16 protein-coding genes and 1 pseudogene are annotated in these 18,423 nt (G+C 73.8%); 6 read left to right on the top strand and 11 right to left on the bottom strand.

The features are described 5' to 3' along the window. Nucleotides 1-2: 2 nt before the first annotated feature. Nucleotides 3-938: a helix-turn-helix domain-containing protein gene (locus NUM_RS20885; protein WP_207126599.1), complete on the bottom strand. Its 936-nt coding sequence runs from the start codon at nucleotides 936-938 to the stop codon at nucleotides 3-5. Between the two features lie 101 nt (nucleotides 939-1,039). Here NUM_RS20885 and NUM_RS20880 point away from each other — a divergent pair, with 101 nt between their 5' ends. Then, nucleotides 1,040-1,684: a TetR/AcrR family transcriptional regulator gene (locus tag NUM_RS20880; protein WP_207126598.1), complete on the top strand. Its 645-nt coding sequence runs from the start codon at nucleotides 1,040-1,042 to the stop codon at nucleotides 1,682-1,684. A 48-nt stretch (nucleotides 1,685-1,732) separates the two neighbouring features. On the opposite strand, the gene NUM_RS20875 is transcribed toward NUM_RS20880, so the two are convergent. Further along, complete coding sequence (locus NUM_RS20875; protein ID WP_207126597.1) at nucleotides 1,733-2,185, bottom strand: DUF4383 domain-containing protein; 453 nt, start codon at nucleotides 2,183-2,185, stop codon at nucleotides 1,733-1,735. Between the two features lie 203 nt (nucleotides 2,186-2,388). On the opposite strand from NUM_RS20875, the gene mgrA reads away from it, so the two are divergent. Then, a complete protein-coding gene (gene mgrA, locus NUM_RS20870) occupies nucleotides 2,389-3,420 on the top strand; it encodes an L-glyceraldehyde 3-phosphate reductase (protein ID WP_207126596.1) in 1,032 nt (343 codons plus the stop codon). Between the two features lie 9 nt (nucleotides 3,421-3,429). Here the strand turns inward: mgrA and NUM_RS20865 are convergent, their stop codons facing one another. The 8 genes and pseudogenes from NUM_RS20865 to metG form a co-directional block, all read right to left on the bottom strand. Next, the gene (locus NUM_RS20865; protein ID WP_207126595.1) at nucleotides 3,430-5,244 is read right to left on the bottom strand and encodes an ABC-F family ATP-binding cassette domain-containing protein; all 1,815 of its coding nucleotides are present in this window, start codon (nucleotides 5,242-5,244) and stop codon (nucleotides 3,430-3,432) included. A gap of 140 nt (nucleotides 5,245-5,384) precedes the next feature. Further along, on the bottom strand, nucleotides 5,385-6,404 hold the full coding sequence (locus NUM_RS20860) for a 4-(cytidine 5'-diphospho)-2-C-methyl-D-erythritol kinase (protein ID WP_207126594.1): 1,020 nt from the start codon (nucleotides 6,402-6,404) through the stop codon (nucleotides 5,385-5,387). A 37-nt stretch (nucleotides 6,405-6,441) separates the two neighbouring features. Continuing rightward, a complete protein-coding gene (gene rsmA, locus NUM_RS20855; protein ID WP_207126630.1) occupies nucleotides 6,442-7,368 on the bottom strand; it encodes a 16S rRNA (adenine(1518)-N(6)/adenine(1519)-N(6))-dimethyltransferase RsmA in 927 nt (308 codons plus the stop codon). 167 nt (nucleotides 7,369-7,535) lie between these two features. Beyond that, entirely contained in the window at nucleotides 7,536-8,645 is a 1,110-nt protein-coding gene (locus tag NUM_RS20850; RefSeq protein ID WP_207126593.1) for a resuscitation-promoting factor, read from the bottom strand. A 71-nt stretch (nucleotides 8,646-8,716) separates the two neighbouring features. Continuing rightward, complete coding sequence (locus NUM_RS20845) at nucleotides 8,717-9,568, bottom strand: TatD family hydrolase (RefSeq protein ID WP_207126592.1); 852 nt, start codon at nucleotides 9,566-9,568, stop codon at nucleotides 8,717-8,719. Between the two features lie 12 nt (nucleotides 9,569-9,580). After that, nucleotides 9,581-10,612, bottom strand: coding sequence for a hemolysin family protein (locus NUM_RS20840; RefSeq protein WP_207126591.1), 1,032 nt, complete (start codon nucleotides 10,610-10,612; stop codon nucleotides 9,581-9,583). A 278-nt stretch (nucleotides 10,613-10,890) separates the two neighbouring features. Further along, nucleotides 10,891-12,216 (bottom strand): annotated as a pseudogene (locus NUM_RS20835) (hemolysin family protein); the annotation flags it as partial. 193 nt (nucleotides 12,217-12,409) lie between these two features. Next, on the bottom strand, nucleotides 12,410-14,188 hold the full coding sequence (metG, locus tag NUM_RS20830) for a methionine--tRNA ligase (RefSeq protein ID WP_207126589.1): 1,779 nt from the start codon (nucleotides 14,186-14,188) through the stop codon (nucleotides 12,410-12,412). 139 nt (nucleotides 14,189-14,327) lie between these two features. On the opposite strand from metG, the gene NUM_RS20825 reads away from it, so the two are divergent. Continuing rightward, complete coding sequence (locus NUM_RS20825) at nucleotides 14,328-15,494, top strand: hypothetical protein (protein ID WP_207126588.1); 1,167 nt, start codon at nucleotides 14,328-14,330, stop codon at nucleotides 15,492-15,494. 60 nt (nucleotides 15,495-15,554) lie between these two features. Here NUM_RS20825 and NUM_RS20820 read toward each other — a convergent pair whose 3' ends face one another. Further along, a complete protein-coding gene (locus tag NUM_RS20820) occupies nucleotides 15,555-16,421 on the bottom strand; it encodes an aldo/keto reductase (RefSeq protein WP_207126587.1) in 867 nt (288 codons plus the stop codon). A gap of 159 nt (nucleotides 16,422-16,580) precedes the next feature. Here NUM_RS20820 and NUM_RS20815 point away from each other — a divergent pair, with 159 nt between their 5' ends. The 3 genes from NUM_RS20815 (at nucleotide 16,581) to NUM_RS20805 (ending at nucleotide 18,297) form a co-directional block, all read left to right on the top strand. Continuing rightward, nucleotides 16,581-17,477: an ornithine cyclodeaminase family protein gene (locus NUM_RS20815; RefSeq protein ID WP_207126586.1), complete on the top strand. Its 897-nt coding sequence runs from the start codon at nucleotides 16,581-16,583 to the stop codon at nucleotides 17,475-17,477. A gap of 108 nt (nucleotides 17,478-17,585) precedes the next feature. Further along, nucleotides 17,586-17,858: a type II toxin-antitoxin system Phd/YefM family antitoxin gene (locus NUM_RS20810; protein WP_207126585.1), complete on the top strand. Its 273-nt coding sequence runs from the start codon at nucleotides 17,586-17,588 to the stop codon at nucleotides 17,856-17,858. 19 nt (nucleotides 17,859-17,877) lie between these two features. Then, nucleotides 17,878-18,297, top strand: a complete 420-nt coding sequence (locus NUM_RS20805; protein WP_207126584.1) for a type II toxin-antitoxin system VapC family toxin — start codon at nucleotides 17,878-17,880, stop codon at nucleotides 18,295-18,297. Nucleotides 18,298-18,423: the final 126 nt, after the last annotated feature.

Here is an 18,423-nt window from a genome sequence, read left to right as displayed (position 1 = left end):
GGTCATCTTCCCACGATCACGCTACCGTCACTGCGGTCAGGGTCGCATGGAGCGGAAGGGAGGCCTGCTGCACGCACCACCCCGATCACCAAGCCCTCGACCATGTCGTAGATCGCGCGACTTCGCCGCACGGAGACGATCAGACAGCCGTGATAGTCCGCTCCGGTGTTGTGGCGAACCGTTTTGGGATTGTGGCGTTTGAGCGAGGTCCGCCGGAAAGTCTCCGGCTCGACACCGACGCTCGCCGCCCACCATTGGACGGCCGCCTCAGCATCGGCCGTCTCGTGGATCTGGACGCGAAAGTCGATGCTGGCCTGTTCCACCCCGATGGCACGCAGGAAGGCAAGGAAGACCGAGATCAAACCGGCGTCGCTGTTCACGAAGGTGATGCGCCGGGTGGAGTTCCAGGGCTTGGCTTTGGTGCCTTCACACCAGTACATCATCGCGCCGATCCGGATGAGTTCATCGCGGGTCATACAGCTCACCGATTCTGCAGCGTTGTTCACACGCTCGACTTGGCGGGCGTCCCTCTCGGCTCGGTATTCGGACCAGCGGGCCTCGGCCATCATCTGGCCGTGGCCGGTAGTGGATGAGTGTTCCCGGGCGAACAGCGCCTTGCGGGCATCGGCGTCGAGCGGGATGTCGCGGACCCACTGGTACGCGGTGGACTTCACGATGCCGAGTTCGGTCGCGATCTCCGGCACCGAGTGGTGCTGCCGGCGCAGCTCGCGGGCGCGTTCGCGGAGGTCGTCCTTGGCGTTGGGGCGCTTGGTCCAGGCGGGCGGGTCGACGCCGCGCAGCCACTGAGAGAGCAGGCCGGTGGAGACGCCGAGTCGCCCGGCGATCTGGCTCTTGGAGAGGCCGTCCTCGGCGCGGAGCCTTCTGGCCTCGGCGATACGGGCCTGTCGGGCGGTGGCGTCCCCCGTGTCTGCTGTCATGCCGTCCGCGTCCTTTCCTGGTTGCCGTCCGGTATCGAGGTGACGCTACGGCGGGGGTGCGACAACCGCGGGTGAGCTGCGGACTCTGCGAGGATGGGCGGATGGCTGAGGTGGGCGGCGAACGTCGCCGGGTACGGATGACGGCCGCGCAGCGCCGCGAGCAGGTGCTCGGGGTGGGGCGACAGCTGTTCGCCGAGCGCGGGTACGACGGGGCCAGCATGGAGGAGGTCGCGGCCCGCGCCGGCGTGTCGAAGCCGGTGGTGTACGAGCACTTCGGCGACAAGGAGAAGCTGTACCACGCGGTGGTGGACCGGGAGGTCCGGGCGCTGCTGGAGCAGATCACGGCGGCATTGACGGCGGGGCATCCGCGGCGGCTGCTGGAGCAGGCGACGCTGGCGCTGCTGCGCTACATCGAGGAGGACACCGACGGGTTCCGGGTGTTGATGCGGGACTCGCCGATGATGTCCGACGGCGGCAGCTTCGCCGGGCTGCTGAACGAGGTGGCGCACCGGGTGCAGCACCACGTGGCGGCCGGGTTCGCGGCGCGCGGGTACGACCGGGGGTTGGCGGAGCTGTACGCGCAGGCGTTGACCGGGCTGGTGGCGTTCACCGGGCGGTGGTGGTTGGACGTGCGGCAGCCGCCGCGCGAGGTGGTGGCGACGCACCTGGTGAACCTGGTGTGGAACGGCCTGGCGCACCTGGAGCACGAGCCGCATCCGAACGTGGCGCCGGCGGCCGACGCCTGACCGCCGGCGGTGCGGCCCACGACGGGGTGTGGGGCGTCGGCGGCAGGGTCAGGCGGCGGCGTGTTGCCCGGCGCGGCTGGGCGCGGTGCGGCGGGTGCGGCCGTACAGCGAGGAGAGGCCGACGATGCCGCCCAGCAGGTAGGAGACGATGCAGTTGGTGACGGAGAAGGCGAAGTAGTTCAGGTCGGTGCGCAGGAACGCGAGGCTGAACAGGCCGGCCAGCACGAAGATGCAGCCGAAGATCAGGTTGACGACCACGTCGATGTTGCGGCCGATCACCGAGGCCAGGAAGATCACCGCGCCGACGGCGATGGAGATGGCGGAGAAGCCGGGGTTGGTGGTGAGCCCGAGCACCCGCTTGCCTTCGGTGGCGAAGGTGTCCATGCCGCTGGTCTGGATGACGCCGACGATGCCGAAGATCAGGATGTAGAGCCCGGCCAGCGTGGAGAGCACGCGCCAGAAGCCGCGCATGTGGTGGTTGACGGGCAGATGGCTGGCCATGTCGGTCCCCTCGAATGCTGGTCACCGGTGTTACGGGTCGGTGCGTGCGGGCCGCGCGAACCCGTTCCAGCACGGATTGTTCACCATGGGCGTTCCGGCGGTGTCGATACCCCGGCAACTCGTGGCGCGGTCGGCGGCCGGGGCCGGTCTCGAAGTCCGCGGCCGCCGACGTCGAGACAGCCTCTGGTGGCAGGATGCCGGGCATGGACTACCTTGCCGCGGAGGACCGGTACGAGTCGATGCAGTACCGCCGGAGTGGGCGCAGCGGGCTGCGGCTGCCGGCGGTGTCGTTGGGGCTGTGGCACAACTTCGGCGGTGACCGGCCGCTGGAGTCGCAGCGGGCGATCCTGCGGCGGGCGTTCGATCTGGGTGTGACGCACTTCGATCTGGCGAACAACTACGGCCCGCCGTACGGGTCGGCGGAGCGCAACTTCGGCCTGCTGTTCGCGTCGGACTTCCGCCGCTACCGGGACGAGCTGATCGTCTCGACGAAGGCGGGCTACGACATGTGGCCGGGCCCGTATGGCGAGTGGGGTTCGCGGAAGTACCTGCTGGCGAGCCTGGACCAGTCGCTGTCCCGGATGGGGTTGGACTACGTCGACGTGTTCTACTCGCACCGCTTCGACCCGGACACTCCGCTGGAGGAGACGATGGGTGCGCTGCATTCGGCGGTGCAGCAGGGCAAGGCGCTGTACGTGGGGATCTCGTCGTACTCGCCGGCAGACACCGCGCGGGCGGCGGAGATCCTGCGCGAGCTGGGGACGCCGCTGCTGATCCACCAGCCGTCGTACTCGATGCTCAACCGCTGGATCGAGCCGGATCTGCTGGACACGCTGGAGGACGTGGGCGCCGGCTGCATCGCGTTCTCGCCGCTGGCGCAGGGCATGCTGACCGACAAGTACCTGTCCGGGGTGCCGGCGGATTCGCGTGCGGCGCAGGGGAAGTCGCTGTCGCCGGAGCTGCTGACCGAGCAGACGCTGGACCGGATCCGGGCGTTGAACGAGATCGCCGGTCGGCGCGGTCAGTCGCTGGCGCAGCTGGCGCTGGCATGGGCGCTGCGCGACGAGCGGGTGACCAGCGTGCTGATCGGGGCGAGCAGCGTGCGGCAGCTGGAGGACAACGTCGCGGCGCTGGGGAACCTGTCGTTCACCGACGACGAGCTGGCCGAGATCGACCGGTACGCGGTCGATTCCGGCCTGAACCTGTGGGCCCGCTCCTCCAAGACCGCGGACTGACCGGAGGCGTCAGTCGAGGGAGGCGGCGAGGGTGAGCCATTCCTCCTCCGCCGCGGCGCGCTCGGAGCGCAGCTGGGCGAGCTGCGCGTCGAGTTCGGTGACCTTGGCGTAGTCGGTGGCGTGTTCGGCCAGCTGGGTGTGCAGGTCGGACTCCTTGGTCTCGAGCCGGGCGACCAGGCGCTCGAGCCGGGCCAGCTCCTTCCTGCCGGCGCGTACCTCGGCGGCGCTGGGTCCGGTGCGCTCGGGTTTGCCGGCCGGGGTCGCGGTGACCGGGGTCTGGTCGCTGTCGCCCGGCTCGGGCAGCAGCGTCAGGTACTGCTCGATGCCGCCGGGCAGGTGGGTGACGGCGCCGTCGCCGAGCAGCGCGAAGACCGTGTCGCAGACCCGTTCGACGAGGTACCGGTCGTGGCTGGCGACGATCAGGGTGCCCGGCCAGGAGTCGAGCAGGTCCTCCAGTTCGGCCAGGGTGTCGGTGTCCAGGTCGTTGGTGGGCTCGTCGAGCAGCAGCACGTTGGGTTCGCCGGCGAGCAGCCGGAGCAGTTGCAGCCGGCGTCGTTCGCCGCCGGACAGGTCGGCGACCACCGACCACAGCCGGGACTCGCCGAAGCCGAACAGCTCGGCGAGCTGCGCGGCGGTCAGTTCCCGGTCACCGAGCCGGACCCGGCGGGCGACCTGTTCGATCGCTTCCAGCACCCGGGCGTCGGTGGGCAGCTCGGACAGCTGCTGGGACAGGTAGCCGGCGCGGACGGTCTGGCCGACCCGGACGGTACCGGTGGCGGGGGTCAGTTGTTCGGTGAGCAGTCGCAGCAGCGTCGTCTTGCCGGCGCCGTTCGCGCCGACCAGGGCGATCCGGTCGCCGGGGCCGACCCGGAAGGTGGCGTCGGCGAGGATCTGCCTGTCGCCGTGCGCCACCGTCACGTCTTCCAGGTCGTACACCTGCTTGCCGAGGCGGGCGGTGGCGAGGCGGTGCAGCGAGACGCTGTCGCGGGGCTGCGGGACGTCGGCGATCAGCGCGTTGGCCGCGTCGATGCGGAACTTCGGCTTGCTGGTACGGGCCGGGGCGCCGCGCTGCAGCCAGGCGAGCTCCTTGCGCAGCAGGTTCTGCCGGCGCTGCTCGGTGACGGTCTCCCGGCGGACGCGTTCGGCCCGGGCGAGCGTCCACGCCGCGTACCCGCCCTCGTACGAGCGGACGGTGCCGTCGGCGACCTCCCAGGTGGCGGTGCACACGGCGTCGAGGAACCAGCGGTCGTGCGTGACGACGGCGAGCGCGCCGCGGTGCTCGCGGGTCAGCCAGGCGGCGAGCCAGGACACCCCGGCGATGTCCAGGTGGTTGGTCGGCTCGTCCAGGATCAGCAGGTCGGCCGGCCGGATCAGCAGCGCGGCGAGCGCGACCCGGCGCTTCTCGCCGCCGGAGAGCGGGCCGGTCTCGGTGTCCAGGCCGAGGCCGGGCATGCCGAGGCCGCGCAGCACCGCGCGGACCGCGGCGTCGCCGGCCCACAGGTGCTCGGCCGGACCGTGCTCGCTGTCCGCGCCGAGCGCCGGCAGCCAGGCGTCGCCGACCACCACGTCCCGCACGGTCGCGGTCGGCGGCAGGTCGACCTGCTGCGGCAGCGACCCGACGGCGAGGCCGCGGCGGCGGGTGAGCCGGCCGGAGTCGGGCTCCTCGGCGCCGGTGATCAGCCGCAGCAGGGTCGACTTGCCGGCGCCGTTGAGTCCGACCACGCCGACCCGGTCGCTGTCGTCGAGCCCGAGCGAGACGTCGTCGAACAGCACCCCGGAGGCGTACTGCTTGGCGACCCGGTCCAGGTTGACGATGTTGGCCACGCGGGCGGTCCTTCCTCGGTGCTCGGTCGTACGGCGGCGGTTCAGGTCGTACAGCGTTCAGGTCGGTACGGCGGTTCAGGTCGGTGCGGCGGTTCAGGGCATCCCAGCGGTCAGGGCGGCCCGGCGGTCAGGCACGGCGGTCAGGCCAGCACGGTGGCGCCGGCCACCGGGCCGACCGCGACGTGTGCCGCCGAACACACCCCTCGCTCGGTGAGCTCGGCCGCGATGCGGGCGGCGTCGGCCGCGTCGGCGGCAAGACACAGGCAGCTCGGGCCGGAGCCGGACACCATGGCGGCGAGTGCGCCCGCCGCGAGCCCGGCATCGAGCGTACGTCGCAGCGCCGGGCGCAGCGCGATCGAGGCCGGCTGCAGGTCGTTGGCCAGCGCCGCGGCGAGGTCCGCCGGGTCGTCGGACCGCAGCGCCGCCAGCAACCGGTCCGGTACCGGCGACGGCGTGTGACCGGTCGCTTCCGCCGCGATACCGTCACGCGCCGACCCGACGGCGTCACCGTACGACGCTGCGGCGTCACGTTCCGACGCAAGGGCGGCTGGTGGTGCCGCGCCGGCGGCGCGCAGGAGGTCGAGCTGCCCGTACACCCGGGGGGTGGAGAGGCCGCCGTCGGCGGCGGCGACCACCCAGTGCCAGGGGCCGGCGGCGGGCACCGGCTCGACCAGCTCACCGCGACCGGTGCCGCGGGCGGTACCGCCGATCACCAGGAAGGGCACGTCGCTGCCGAGGTCGGCGGCGAGGACGGCGAGGGCGGCCGGGTCGTGTCCGCCGCCCCAGAGGGCGTCGCAGCCGACCAGCACGGCGGCGGCGTCGGCGCTGCCACCGGCCAGCCCGCCCGCCAGCGGGATGCGTTTGTGCAGGTGAATGGCCACGTTCGGGGGCACGCCGAGCCGGTCGGCGAGCAGCGTGGCGGCGCGGACCGCGAGGTTGCCGCCGTCGGTGGGCAGGGTGTCGGCGCCGACCCCGTCGAGGGTCAGTCGCAGCCGGTCGGCGGGTCTGATCGTGATCTCGTCGTACAGCGAGATCGCCTGGTAGACGGTGTCGAGCGGGTGGAACCCGTCGGCCCGCGGCGCGCCGACCGACAGCCGCAGGTTGATCTTGGCCGGTACCCGCACTCGGACCGGGTCGTTGGCCCCCGCTGGTTCCGCCACCCGTCCCCTTCCGCCGACCCGGCACCGCCGGGGTTGATCACTGGTGCTGTGCCGTCCCGCAACCGCCGTCCGCCAACCTGACCCGGTGATCAACTCGGGGTCGATCGGCGGCGGCGATGCGGGTGAAGTCGGCGATGGTGAGCGACTCGCCGCGGGCTGAGGGGGCCACGTCCGCGGCGCGGAGCAGCTGCTCGGCCCGGGCCGGGCTGCCGGCCCATCGGGCCAGCGCCGCCCGCAGCGTCTTGCGGCGCTGCGCGAACGCCGCGTCCACCACCGCGAACACCGCCTCCCGGGACACCGCGGCGCGCGACGCCCCGTCGCCGGGCACCGCTGCCGTGGGCGGGTCGTGCCGGGCGAACGCGACCAGGCCGGAGTCGACGTTGGGTACCGGCCAGAACACCGAGCGGCCGACCGAACCGGCCGGCCGGGCTGCTGCGTACCAGGCGAGCTTCGCCGACGGCACCCCGTAGGTGCGGGAGCCGGGGCCGGCGGTGAGCCGGTCGGCCACCTCCTGCTGCACCATGACCAGCCCGTGCGCGAGCGTCGGCAGCTGCGCCAGCAGGTGCAGCAGCACCGGTACGGCCACGTTGTACGGCAGGTTCGCGACCAGCGCCGTCGGCGGCTCGGCGAACGCGTCGGCGCGAATGCGCAGCGCGTCCGCGCCGAGCACCCGCAGCCGGTCGGCGTGCTCCGGCGCGTGCGCGGCGACCGTACCCGGCAGCCGGTCGGCAAGCCGCGGGTCGATCTCCACCGCGTACAGCCGGCGGGCGGCCGGCAGCAGCGCCAGGGTGAGCGAGCCGAGCCCCGGTCCCACCTCGACGACCACGTCGTCGGCGGTCAGGTCGGCGGTGGCGGCGATGCGGCGCACCGTGTTCGGGTCGATGACGAAGTTCTGGCCGAGCGTCTTGGTCGGGGTGACGCCGAGTTCGGCGGCGAGGGCCCGGATCTGTGCCGGTCCGAGCAGCCCGGACGGCGCCGGGCGACCACCGGTCGCATCGGCGGGCGGCGCCGCCTGACCGGCCGGATCCGCGCCCGGGCCGGCCGCACCGGTCGGGTCGGCCGCACCGGTCGGGTCAGCGGCGCCGGCCGGGTCCGCGCGGTCCGGCCGGCCGGACGCGGGCCGGCGTCGGGTCACAGGTTCGCTCCGCAGACCGGCCACTGCCCCTTGCCGGACGCCTGGTACAGCTTGATCGCGCGGTAGGTCTGCTCGCGCGCGGTGGCGTCGGAGGGCCGGCCGATGCCGCCCATCCGCTCCCAGGTGCTCTGGCTGAACTGGTACAGCCCCATGTACTCGCCGTTGGCCGACACCGAGTGCGGGTTGCCGCCGGACTCGCACTGCGCCAGCCCCGACCAGTTCAGCCCGGTCGGGTCCGGCGGGTACGGGGTGGTGCCCTTGGCGATCACCCGGGGCGACGCCTTCGTCACCCAGCTGCTGGACAGCACCTTGCGCTGGTACTGCTTGCCGTCCCGGTAGACGTACTCCACCTTCTCGGTGCGCTTGCCGTCGTGGCCCTCGTCGACTACCGCCTGCTGGTCGAGCATCCAGTCGTCGCGCTGCTGCGTCTTCGTCGGCGCGTCGACCGTGACCGTCTCGGTCTTCACCTTGCGGGACACGGTGAACAGGTCGACGTCGGTGACCCCGGCGAGGGTGTGCGCCAGCGCCGGCTCGGTCTCGTCGTCGTGGCCGAGCTTCACCTCGTGCTCGGCGAGCAGCTCGCGCACCGTCGCGGCGTACGTGGTGTACGTCGTCTTCCTGCCGTGCGAGACGAGAGTCACATGCTTGCGGGTACGGATGGTCACGGTGGCGCCGTCCCGGTCGATGACGCCGTCGACGCCGGAGACCCGCACCGCGTCCCGCCGGTACCCGAGGTCGGTGAGCAGCGCGGGCACCGTGCGGGCGGTGACCCAGCGGCGGCTCTGCCGCCCGTCCACGGTGAGTCGCACCTGCCGGCCGCGGCCGACCACCACGTCGCCGCGCACCAGCGAGTCGCGGCCCGGCCGTACCGTGTCGTGCGGCCCGAGGGTGACCCCGGCCTGCTGCAACACCCCGGCGACGGTGAACGAGTGGCTGCGCACCAGCCGGCGCGCGCCGTCATCCACGATCGTCACCGCATGCGTGCGGAGCAGGAAGAAGCCGCCCGTACCCAGCACCGCCAGCACGGCGACGAGCTGGACTGCGAGCGCCCCGTACGACTTCCAGCCGGCCTGCTGGCGACGGCGAGCGCGGTATGCCTGCTTCACGAACACGACACTGTACGAACTCCGCGCCGCGCGCGCTGCCCCGGGTGCCGCCGGCGTGGCTCATCCGGCACTCACCAGCCGCCGAAGGCGGCGTCCGCGTTGTCCGACAACGCCCGGCACAGCTGCTCCACCGGCAGCGCCTTCACCTCGGCCAGCGCCCGCACCGTCAGCGGCACCAGGTACGGCGCGTTCGGCCGCCCCCGGTACGGCATCGGGGTCAGGTACGGCGCGTCCGTCTCGACCAGGATCAGCTCGGTCGGCATCGCCGCCGCCGCCTCGCGCAGCGCTCCGGCGTTGCGGAAGGTCACGTTGCCGGCGAAGCTCGCGTACCAGCCGCGCTCGGCGCAGCGCCGCGCCATCTCCGCGTCGCCGGAGAAGCAGTGGAAGATCACCGTCTCCGGCGCACCCTCGGCGAGGATCGCGAAGATGTCCTCGTGCGAGCTGGGGGCGTCGCTGCCGGGCTCGGCGGCCCGGTCGTGGATCATCAGCGCCTTGCCGTGCCGCTTCGCGATGTCGACGTGCGCCCGGAACGACTCCTGCTGGACCGGCCGGCCCGCCGGGCCGGTGCGGTAGTAGTCCAGGCCGGTCTCGCCGACCGCGCGCACCCGCGGCTGGCCGGCGAGCTCGTCGATCACCGCCAGCGCGGCCGGCAGGTCGGCCAGCTCGGCCGCGTCGTTCGGGTGGATCGCGACCGCGGCCAGCACCGCCGGGTGCGCCGCCGCGAGGGCCGCCGCGTCCCTCGACGAGGCGACGTCGCAGCCGACCTCGACGATCCGGTCGACCCCGACGGCGGCGGCCGCGGCGAGCGCGGCGGACGCCTCGGCGCCCTGCAGGTACAGGTGGGTGTGTGCGTCGGCGACCGGCACCGGCAGCGGTTCCGGCGCCGGTGGCGGGTCGCCCCGCCGCCCGTGGCGGTCAGTCATGATGGTTCAGCATCACACACCGGTGACCGCGGCCGGCTGCCGGTCGGTCTCGTCGGCGAACTCGCCGATCACCTGCTCCACCAGGTCTTCCAGCGTGACCAGGCCGACCAGTGCGGTGCCGTCGGTGACCACCGCGAGCTGCCGGCGGTCGCGCTGCATCGCGGTCAGTGCGGTGTGCGGGTCGATGCCGACCGGCAGCCGCAGTGCCGCGGTGGCGAGCGCGGCGGCGGTGGCCGACGGTGCCCGGGCCGCGTCCCGTACGTGCACCACGCCGAGCACCCGGCCGCCGTCGGTGACCGGGAACCGGGACCGACCGGTACGCCGGTGCGCGGCGACCACGCCGTCCCCGTCGACGTGCGCCGGCACCGTGTCCATCGCCGCCGCCGGCACCATCACCGCCGCCAGCGTGCCGGTACGCAGCGCGAGCAGCCCGTCCAGCAGCCGGTGCTGGTCGGCCGGGATCAGTCCGGCGTCGGTGGAGTCGCGCAGCAGCACCCGCAGCTCGGCCGGCCCGCGCGCGGTCTCTCGATGCGTCACCGGAGTCACGCCGACCAGCCGCAGCGCGCCGTTCGCCGCCGCGTTCAGGACGGTCAGCACCGGCCGCAGCACCCGGACGAAGCCGAGGAACGGCAACGCCAGCGCCCGCGCCGCGGTCTCCGGCCGGCTGATCGCCCACGACTTCGGCGCCATCTCACCGACCACGATGTGCACGACGGTGACCACCGCCAGCGCCACCACGAACGCCACGCCCCAGGACACCGCGGCCGGCAGGCCGAGCGCGTGCAGTACCGGTTCCAGCGCGTGCGCGATGGTCGGCTCGGCCAGCGCACCGAGCCCCAGCGAGCACAGTGTGATGCCCAGCTGCGCGCCGGCCAGCATCAGCGTCAGCTGCCGGGTACCGGTCAGCGCGGCCCGGGCCGCCCGGCTGCCCTGCTCGGCCTGCTGGGTCAGCCGGTGCGCCCGGCTCGCGGTCAACGCGAACTCGGCCGCCACGAAGAACGCGTTGCCGGCGAGCAGCAGCAGCGACAGCAGCAGCGCGGTCATGCCGACACCTGCTCGCGCCGCGCCGACCGGTCCGCCGTCGCGCCCGCCGACCCCGACGCGACCGGGCCGCCCGCCGTCGCGCTCGCCGACCCCGACACGACCGGGCCACCCGCCGTCGCGCTCGCCGAGACCGACGCCACCGGACCGACCGCCGAGCCGTTCGATGCCGCATCGCCGACGGTCGAGCCGTTCGATGCCGCATGGCCGACGGTCGAGCCGTCCGACATCGGGTCGTTCGTCGCCGAGGCACCGGTGGCCGGGTCGTCCGTCGCGCTGCCGGCGTCGATGCCGGTGTCGGTGTCGGCCAGCCGGACCAGGGCCAGCTCGGCCGGTACCCGGCGGGCGACGCGGGTGACGGTCAGCTCGACCGCACCGCCGTCGACGGTGCCGACGCGCACCCGGTCGCCGGGCCGGGGCAGCCGGCCGAGCGCGGCGAGCACGCAGCCGCCGAGGGTGTCGTACCGGCCGTCCGCGGGCAGCTCGACGCCGGTCACCGCGGCCAGCTCGTCCGGCCGCAGCCGGGCCGGCACCAGCCAGCCCGTCGCGGTACGGCGGGGCTGCGGCAGCTCGGTGTCGTCCTCGTCACGGATGTCGCCGACCAGCTCCTCGACCACGTCCTCCAGCGTCACGATGCCGGCGAACCCGCCGTACTCGTCGATCACGCAGGCGAGCTGGCGGCGCTGGGCGCGCAGCGACTCCAGCAGCTTGGGCAGCGGCAGGCTGGCCGGTACCAGCAGCGGCGGCGCGGCGAGCGCGGCCACCGGGACGACGGCGCGGCGCCGCGCCGGCACGGCCAGTACCTCGGCCAGGCCGACGACGCCGACCAGGTCGTCCACCCCGTCGCGCAGCACCGGGAACCGGGCGTGGCCGGTGTCCAGCCCGTCCAGTACCGCGCTCGCGGGCGCGTCGGCGGGCAGCGTGTGCACGTCGACCCGGGCCACCATCACCTGCCCGGCGGTACGTTCGCCGAACGCCAGCCCGCGGCCGAGCGCCGCGGCCAGGTCGGGGGCGAGGCGGCCCTGCGCGGCGGAGTCGGTGACGATGCCGCCGAGGTCGTCGGCGGTGACACCGACCGGCAGCTCCTCGGCCGGCTCGATACCGAGCCGGCGCAGCAGCCGGTTCGCGGCCCCGTCGAGCAACCGGACCAGCGGCGACACGACCCGCAGGTACGCCCGGGTGCTGCCGGACAGGGCGAGCGCGAGCCGGTCCGGGCGGGCGATGCCGAGGTTCTTCGGCGCCAGCTCACCGAGCACCATCTGCACGACCGTGGCGAGTACCAGGGCGAGCAGCGCGGCGGCCGGCCCGGCCAGTGCGGCGGGCAGCCCGATCGCGGTGAGCCCGTCGCGCAGGCCGCCGCCGAGGAACGGCTCGGCCAGGTACCCGGCGAGCAGCGCGGTGACGGTGATGCCGAGCTGGGCACCGGACAGGACGAACGACAGCCGCCCGGTCAGCTCGACCGCGCGGGCGGCGGCCGGGTCGCCCTCGGCGGCGAGCCGGGACAGCCGACCGCGGTCGGCACCGAGATAGGCGAACTCCTGCGCGACGAAGTAGCCGGTACCGGCGGTGACCAGCACCAGCAGCAGGACGCCGAGCGCGGTCACCATGAGCGGGCGGGCGTCCGTCGTAGTCGCACGACGGACGCCGGGAAGGCGGAGAGCCGGGCCGAACCCGGCTGACTACTGCAGGGCTGCATGCGCCAAGATTAACAAGATCAACTAGGCGTGCCCTGGCATTTTCACCGCCAATACCAGGGCAAACACCCCGCAACTGCTGCCGGAGGCCGTCGAACGAACACCGCTAGCCGCCGAGCCGGGCCAGCTCCTCGTCGACGATGGACGGGTCGAGCTTGGTGAACACCGGCTTCGGCTTCGCCAGCTCGCGACCGGCCGGCAGCGGCGTGGACCCCCACGCCGGCGCGTCCGCGTAGTCGCCGGTCAGCACCGGGTAGCCGGGGCCGCCGTCCAGGTCGTCCACGTCGCGGATCTCCGGCTGCGGCGCCACCACCCCGGCCCCACCGAGCAGCTCGTGTACCCGCTGGGCGGAGTGCGGCAGGAACGGCGACAGCAGCGTGTTGCAGTCGCTGACCACCTGCAGCGCGGTGTGCAGCACGGTGCCCTGCCGCTCCCGGTCCTCGCCGAGCTTCCACGGCGCCGACTCGGAGATGTACTTGTTCGCCTCCGCGACGACCCGCATCGCCTCGGTGATCGCCGCCTTCTGCCGGTGCGTACCGATCAGCGAACCGATCGGCTCGAACGCCGCCGCGGACTTGGCCAGCAGCGCCCGGTCGGTCTCGGTGAGCTCGCCCGGGGTCGGTACCGCGCCGAAGTTCTTCGCGGCCATCGAGATCGACCGGTTGACCAGGTTGCCCCAGCCGGCGACCAGCTCGTCGTTGGTGCGGCGGAGGAACTCCGACCAGGTGAAGTCGGTGTCGTGGGTCTCCGGCCCGGCCACCGCGATGAAGTAGCGCAGCGCGTCGGGCTGGTAGCGGGCGAGGAAGTCGCGCACGTAGATGACGACCTGCCGGGACGAGGAGAACTTGCGCCCCTCCATCGTCAGGAACTCGCTGGAGACCACCTCGGTGGGCAGGTTGAGCTCGCCGTACTTCCCCGGCGTGCCGCCCTTCGCACCCTTCCCGTCGTACGCCAGCAGCTCCGCCGGCCAGATCTGGGAGTGGAAGGTGATGTTGTCCTTGCCCATGAAGTAGTACTGCAGCGCCGCCGGGTCGCTCCACCACTTCTGCCAGGCGTCCGGGTCGTCGCTGCGCCGGGCCCACTCGATCGCCGCCGACAGGTAGCCGATCACCGCGTCGAACCAGACGTACAGCCGCTTGTTCGGGTTGTCCTCCCAGCCCGCCATCGGCACCGGGATGCCCCAGTCGATGTCCCGGGTCATCGCCCGCGGCCGCAGGTCGTCGAGCAGGTTCAGGGAGAACTTCAGCACGTTCGGCCGCCAGCCCTGCCGGCTGCGCAGCCAGTCGCCGAGCGCGTCGGCCAGCGCCGGCAGGTCGAGGAAGAAGTGCTCGGTCTCGATGAACTTCGGCTTCTCCCCGTTGATCCGGGACCGCGGGTTGATCAGGTCGGTCGGGTCGAGCTGGTTGCCGCAGTTGTCGCACTGGTCGCCGCGCGCCCCGTCGTACCCGCAGATCGGGCAGGTGCCCTCGATGTACCGGTCGGGCAGGGTGCGGCCGGTCGACGGCGAGATCGCCCCCGAGGTCTTCTGCTCGATCAGGTAGCCGTTCCTGTGCACCGTGCGGAACAGCTCCTGCGCCACCGCCGCGTGGTTGCGCGTGGTGGTGCGGGTGAACAGGTCGTACGACAGCCCCAGCGCCTGCAGGTCCTCGACGATGACCCGGTTGTACCGGTCGGCGATCTCCCGCGGCGACACGCCCTCCTGCTCGGCCTGCACCAGGATCGGGGTGCCGTGCTCGTCGGTGCCGGAGACCATCAGCACGTCGTGGCCGGCCATCCGCATGTACCGGCTGAAGACATCGGAGGGAACCCCGAAACCGGACACATGGCCGATGTGTCGCGGGCCGTTCGCATACGGCCAGGCGACTGCCGTCAAGACGTTGCTCATACCGGAAAGCCTATCGGGGCCGGCGAGCGCTTTTCTCGCCGCGTACGGCCGGCGCCGGCGCACCGCCCCCGCGGGATTTGTCCCGACCCGGCCGGTGTGGCAGCTCGCCCCGACCGGCCCGGCGGTGTCGAATGGGCTGGTGACCGCCCAGGACGCCGACCGCCAGCCCGCGCCGCCCGTCGCGCCGGAGCCGCCCCAGCCTGCCGCGGCCGACCAGCCCGCGGCCGAACCCCCGGCCGAGCCGTCGCCGGCGCTCCCCGCCGAACCGGCGGCGAAGGGAGCAGCGGCGAGCGCCGGGGACCTGGCCGGCGCCGAGGACCTGATCGACCCGGCGGCCGACTGGCCGGACCGGGCCATGGCGGACCTGGCGGCAGCCCGGGCCCAGCTGGACCGGATCGCGGCGGATCGCGCCGCAGCCCGGAGCGGGCCGGACCAGACCCCGGCGGATCGCGCCGCAGCCCGGAGCGGGCCGGACCAGACCCCGGCCGATCGCGCCGCAGCCCGGGCCGAGCCGGGCCGGGCCGCGGCGGACCGGGCGACGCACGCCGGGGCGGACCCGGCGATGCCGAACCGGTCGGCGGTCGACGAGGCCGGCATCCGCGGCACGGTGGCGACCGCCTACGCCGACGACGGCGACGCCGCGGTCCTCCGCGGTGACGTCGCTCCCGGCAGCGCGGCCGAGGCGACGGGCGCCGCGGCGGAGCCCTCCGGCGCCGTCGAGGCGGACGAGGCGCCGGCGAGCAACTTCCCGCTGTGGCCGACCGACACCGCCGGTACCCGCTCGGCCAAGCCGGCCGCGCCGGCCCGCCCGCAGCTGCCCCGGCGACCCCGCCGGCCGGCGGTCGGCATCCCGCTGCTGGTGGTGTTCGCGCTGCTCGCGGCGCTGTTCGCGTGGCTGGGTGCGGAGCCGGCCTGGCTCGCGGCCGGGCACAGCGACCAGGGCACGGTACGCATCACCTGGTGTACCGGCGCCGGCTGGTCCCGGCACTGCGTCGGTGACTTCGTCGCCGACGGCCACCGGTACTCGGCGCGGCACGTGACCGTGTTCGGCGCGCCGGTGCGGGCGCACACCAGCCACGAAGCCCGGATGGTGTCGCGTACCGCCGGCAAGGCGTACCTGGGCGACCGGGCCGGGCTGACCCTGCGCTGGGCGGTACCGCTGGCGCTGGTGCTGCTGTGCGGGCTGCTGATCGCGCTGACCACCGGCGCCTGGCGGCTGCCCGGCCGGGGTCGCGCCGCGGCGGTGTCGATCAGCCTGCTCGCCCCGCTGGTGATCGCCGCCGGCATCCTCGCCGCCGCCTGGTGACCGCCGCCGACTCCCGTTCGGCCCGGGGCGCCGACGGCCGCGCGGCCCGGCCTCGCCGGGTCAGATCACCTGGCGCAGGAACGGGGACGAGTAGTCCGGCACGGTGGCCAGCACCTGCTCGGCCTCGGCACGCGACTGCAGCGAGCGCTCGGCGGCCACGAAGTAGCGCAGCAGCCGCACGTCCGACGGGGTCGGGATGCCGGTGATCTCCGGGTGCGAGAGCACCCAGGACACCGACGCGGTGATGTACGCCTGCTCGTCGAGCGGCTCGTACCAGGTGGTGTAGCGCTGGTCGGCGCCGTCCGGCCAGTTGCGCCGGGCGCCGCTCTTGATCGTCAGCAGCCCGACGCCGCGGCGCTGCGTCTCCGTGGCCAGCGCCTGCCAGTCGCGGTAGTAGTCGGCGCGCTGGCCGAGCGTGTAGTTGAGCGGCGTGAGCACGGTCGCGAAGTCGTACCGGCGGAGCGCCTCCAGGTGGGTCGCCGGCGCCTGGTGCCCGTGCCCGGTGATCCCGACCGCGCCGACCAGGCCCTCGTCGCGGGCCCGGACCGCGCCGGCCAGCGCACCGTCCGGCGCGCAGACCCGGTCCAGCTCGGCGAGGTCGCCGACCGCATGCAGCTGCAGCAGGTCGACGTGGTCGGTCCGCAGCCGTTCCAGCGACTCGTTGATCTGCCGGTACGCGCCCTCGGCGGAGCGCTCGCCGGTCTTGGTGGCGAGGAAGATGCGGTCCCGGATGGCGGGCATCGCCGGGCCGAGCCGCAGCTCGGCGTCGCCGTACGAGGCCGCCACGTCGAAGTGGTTGATGCCGGCGTCTAGCGCCTCGGCGATGGACGCGTCGGCGGTGTCCTGGTCGACGTCGGACAGTGCCGCCGCGCCGTAGACGAGCACCGAACTGCGCTGGTCGAGGCTGCCCAGTGTGCGTGTCTGCATGCCGTCGAGCCTGCCACCTGGACCGCGCTCCAGGTCAAGGATCGGCGACAGCGGCGCAGCTCCCGGGACCGGCCCACGCCCGCCGCCGCGCCGGCCCGGCACCGCGGAGCGGTGCGCGCGCGTTGACGTCGAGCCAGGTACAGGGTGCACGCTGAGCGCATGATCACGATCGTCACCGACCGCGAGGTCGAACAGCTGTCCCCGGCCACCGCGATCGCCGCGATGCGCGACGCGGTGCTCGCCGCCCACCGCGGCGAGCTCGTCGCCCCGCCACGCGCCGCGCTGGACCTGGCCGGCGGGCGACTGATGGTCACCGCCGGCGGCACCGACCGCTGGCACGGGTACCGCACCTACCTGGTCGGCGCGCCGGCCGATCAGGTCGTGGTGCTGATCGAGGACGGCCGGCTGCGCGCGGTCGGCGTCGGCGACCGGCTCGGCGAGTACCGGGTGGGCGCGCTCGGCGCGGTCGCGGCGGACGCGCTGGCCCGGCCGGACGCGCACCGGCTCGGCATCGTCGGTACCGGTGCGCAGGCGTACGCGCAGGCCTGGGCGATCCGCGCGGTGCGCGAGCTGACCGCGGTCACCGTGTACGGCCGGGATCCGGACCGGCGGGCCGGCTTCGCCCGGCGGCTGCGGGACGAGCTCGGGCTGCCGGCGATCGCCGCCACCGCACCGGCCGACGCGGTACGCGACCACGACCTCGTCGTGCTCGCCACCAACAGCCCGACGCCGGTGCTCGACCCGGCCTGGCTGTCCCCCGGTACCGCGGTCACCACGCTCGGGCCGAAGCAGGTCGGCCGCAGCGAGTTCGAACCGGCGCTGGCCGAGGCCGCCGGCCTGGTCACCACCGACTCGGTACGGCAGCTGGACGGCTACGATCCGCCGTTCGTGCTGGCCGGCACCCCGGCGCGGGATCGCGTGGTCGGGCTCGGCGCGGTACTGACCGGCGAGCGGCCACTGCCGGCCGACCCGGCGGCGATCCGGCTGTACTGCTCGGTCGGGCTGGCCGGCACCGGCCCGGCGCTGCTGCGCGCACTGCTCGCCGAGCCGCACTGACCTCCACCGACCCGCACCGGCCGGCGCCCGCCGATCCGAGCCACGCGACCGCGATCGGTACCGCGCCGGCCTGGATTCTGTCCAGAAATCTGTCTGGACTGTCCAGACATGGCGCACACGACCGAACCCCGGCACTGGCAGGCGCAGGAGGCGAAGCAGCGGTTCAGCGAGGTGCTGCGGGCCGCCGAGGCCGACGGCCCGCAGTTCGTCACCCGGCACGGGAAGGAGATCGCGGTGATCGTCGACATCGACTCCTGGCACGACTACCAGGACAAGGCACGGCCGGATTTCAAGGAGTTCCTGGCGTCCGGCCCGCCGATCGACGAGCTCGACATCCGCCGCTCGTCGGAACCAGCCCGCACCGTCGACTTCGGAGACTGAGTCGACTTCGGGGACTGAGATGGCGTATCTGCTCGACACCACCGTCGTGTCCGAGATCCAGAAGCCGCGGCCGGCCGCGGCCGTGCTGGCGTGGTGGGACTCGGTTTCCGCCGCCGAGGTGTTTCTCAGCGTGCTGACGATCGGGGAGATCCGGCACGGCATCACCCGACTCGCACTCCGCGACCCGAGTCGGGCCGCCAGGTACGAACTCTGGCACGACGCACTGCTGGCGACCTTCGGCGACCACATCGCACCGGTGGATCCGGCCGTTGCGCAACTGTGGGGGCAACTCAGCGCAGCGACCCCGACAGCGGAGGTCGACGGGCTGATCGCCGCCACCGCGATGGCGAACGGCTGGACCCTGGTCACCCGCAACGTGCGGGACATGGCCCGCACCGGAGCCCCGATCCTCAACCCGTTCGAGTTCGCGCCGGCCTGACGCGGTCGGCCGGACCACCGGGCGCCCGGCCGGACCCGGCCAGGCTGGCCGGGCCGCACGGCGCGATCCGGCCGATCATCGCGGCCCGGCCGGACGCGGCCAGGCGCGGCCGGGCCGCACCCTGGG

The organism is Actinocatenispora comari, assembly GCF_017312725.1.
GTDB lineage: Bacteria > Actinomycetota > Actinomycetes > Mycobacteriales > Micromonosporaceae > Actinocatenispora > Actinocatenispora comari.
The sequence above is the reverse complement of the archived record's forward strand: the minus strand, read 5'-3'. Positions and strand labels throughout refer to the sequence as shown.

Bases quoted from the DNA above. Each gene is read 5' to 3' on its own strand.
- NUM_RS20820 (WP_207126587.1), bottom strand. From the start codon at position 16,421: ATGCAGACACGCACACTGGGCAGCCTCGACCAGCGCAGTTCGGTGCTC.
- NUM_RS20810 (WP_207126585.1), top strand. From the start codon at position 17,586: ATGGCGCACACGACCGAACCCCGGCACTGGCAGGCGCAGGAGGCGAAG.
- NUM_RS20875 (WP_207126597.1), bottom strand. From the start codon at position 2,185: ATGGCCAGCCATCTGCCCGTCAACCACCACATGCGCGGCTTCTGGCGC.
- NUM_RS20805 (WP_207126584.1), top strand. From the start codon at position 17,878: ATGGCGTATCTGCTCGACACCACCGTCGTGTCCGAGATCCAGAAGCCG.
- NUM_RS20815 (WP_207126586.1), top strand. From the start codon at position 16,581: ATGATCACGATCGTCACCGACCGCGAGGTCGAACAGCTGTCCCCGGCC.
- metG (WP_207126589.1), bottom strand. From the start codon at position 14,188: ATGAGCAACGTCTTGACGGCAGTCGCCTGGCCGTATGCGAACGGCCCG.
- NUM_RS20880 (WP_207126598.1), top strand. From the start codon at position 1,040: ATGGCTGAGGTGGGCGGCGAACGTCGCCGGGTACGGATGACGGCCGCG.
- NUM_RS20845 (WP_207126592.1), bottom strand. From the start codon at position 9,568: ATGACTGACCGCCACGGGCGGCGGGGCGACCCGCCACCGGCGCCGGAA.
- NUM_RS20840 (WP_207126591.1), bottom strand. From the start codon at position 10,612: ATGACCGCGCTGCTGCTGTCGCTGCTGCTGCTCGCCGGCAACGCGTTC.
- mgrA (WP_207126596.1), top strand. From the start codon at position 2,389: ATGGACTACCTTGCCGCGGAGGACCGGTACGAGTCGATGCAGTACCGC.
- NUM_RS20885 (WP_207126599.1), bottom strand. From the start codon at position 938: ATGACAGCAGACACGGGGGACGCCACCGCCCGACAGGCCCGTATCGCC.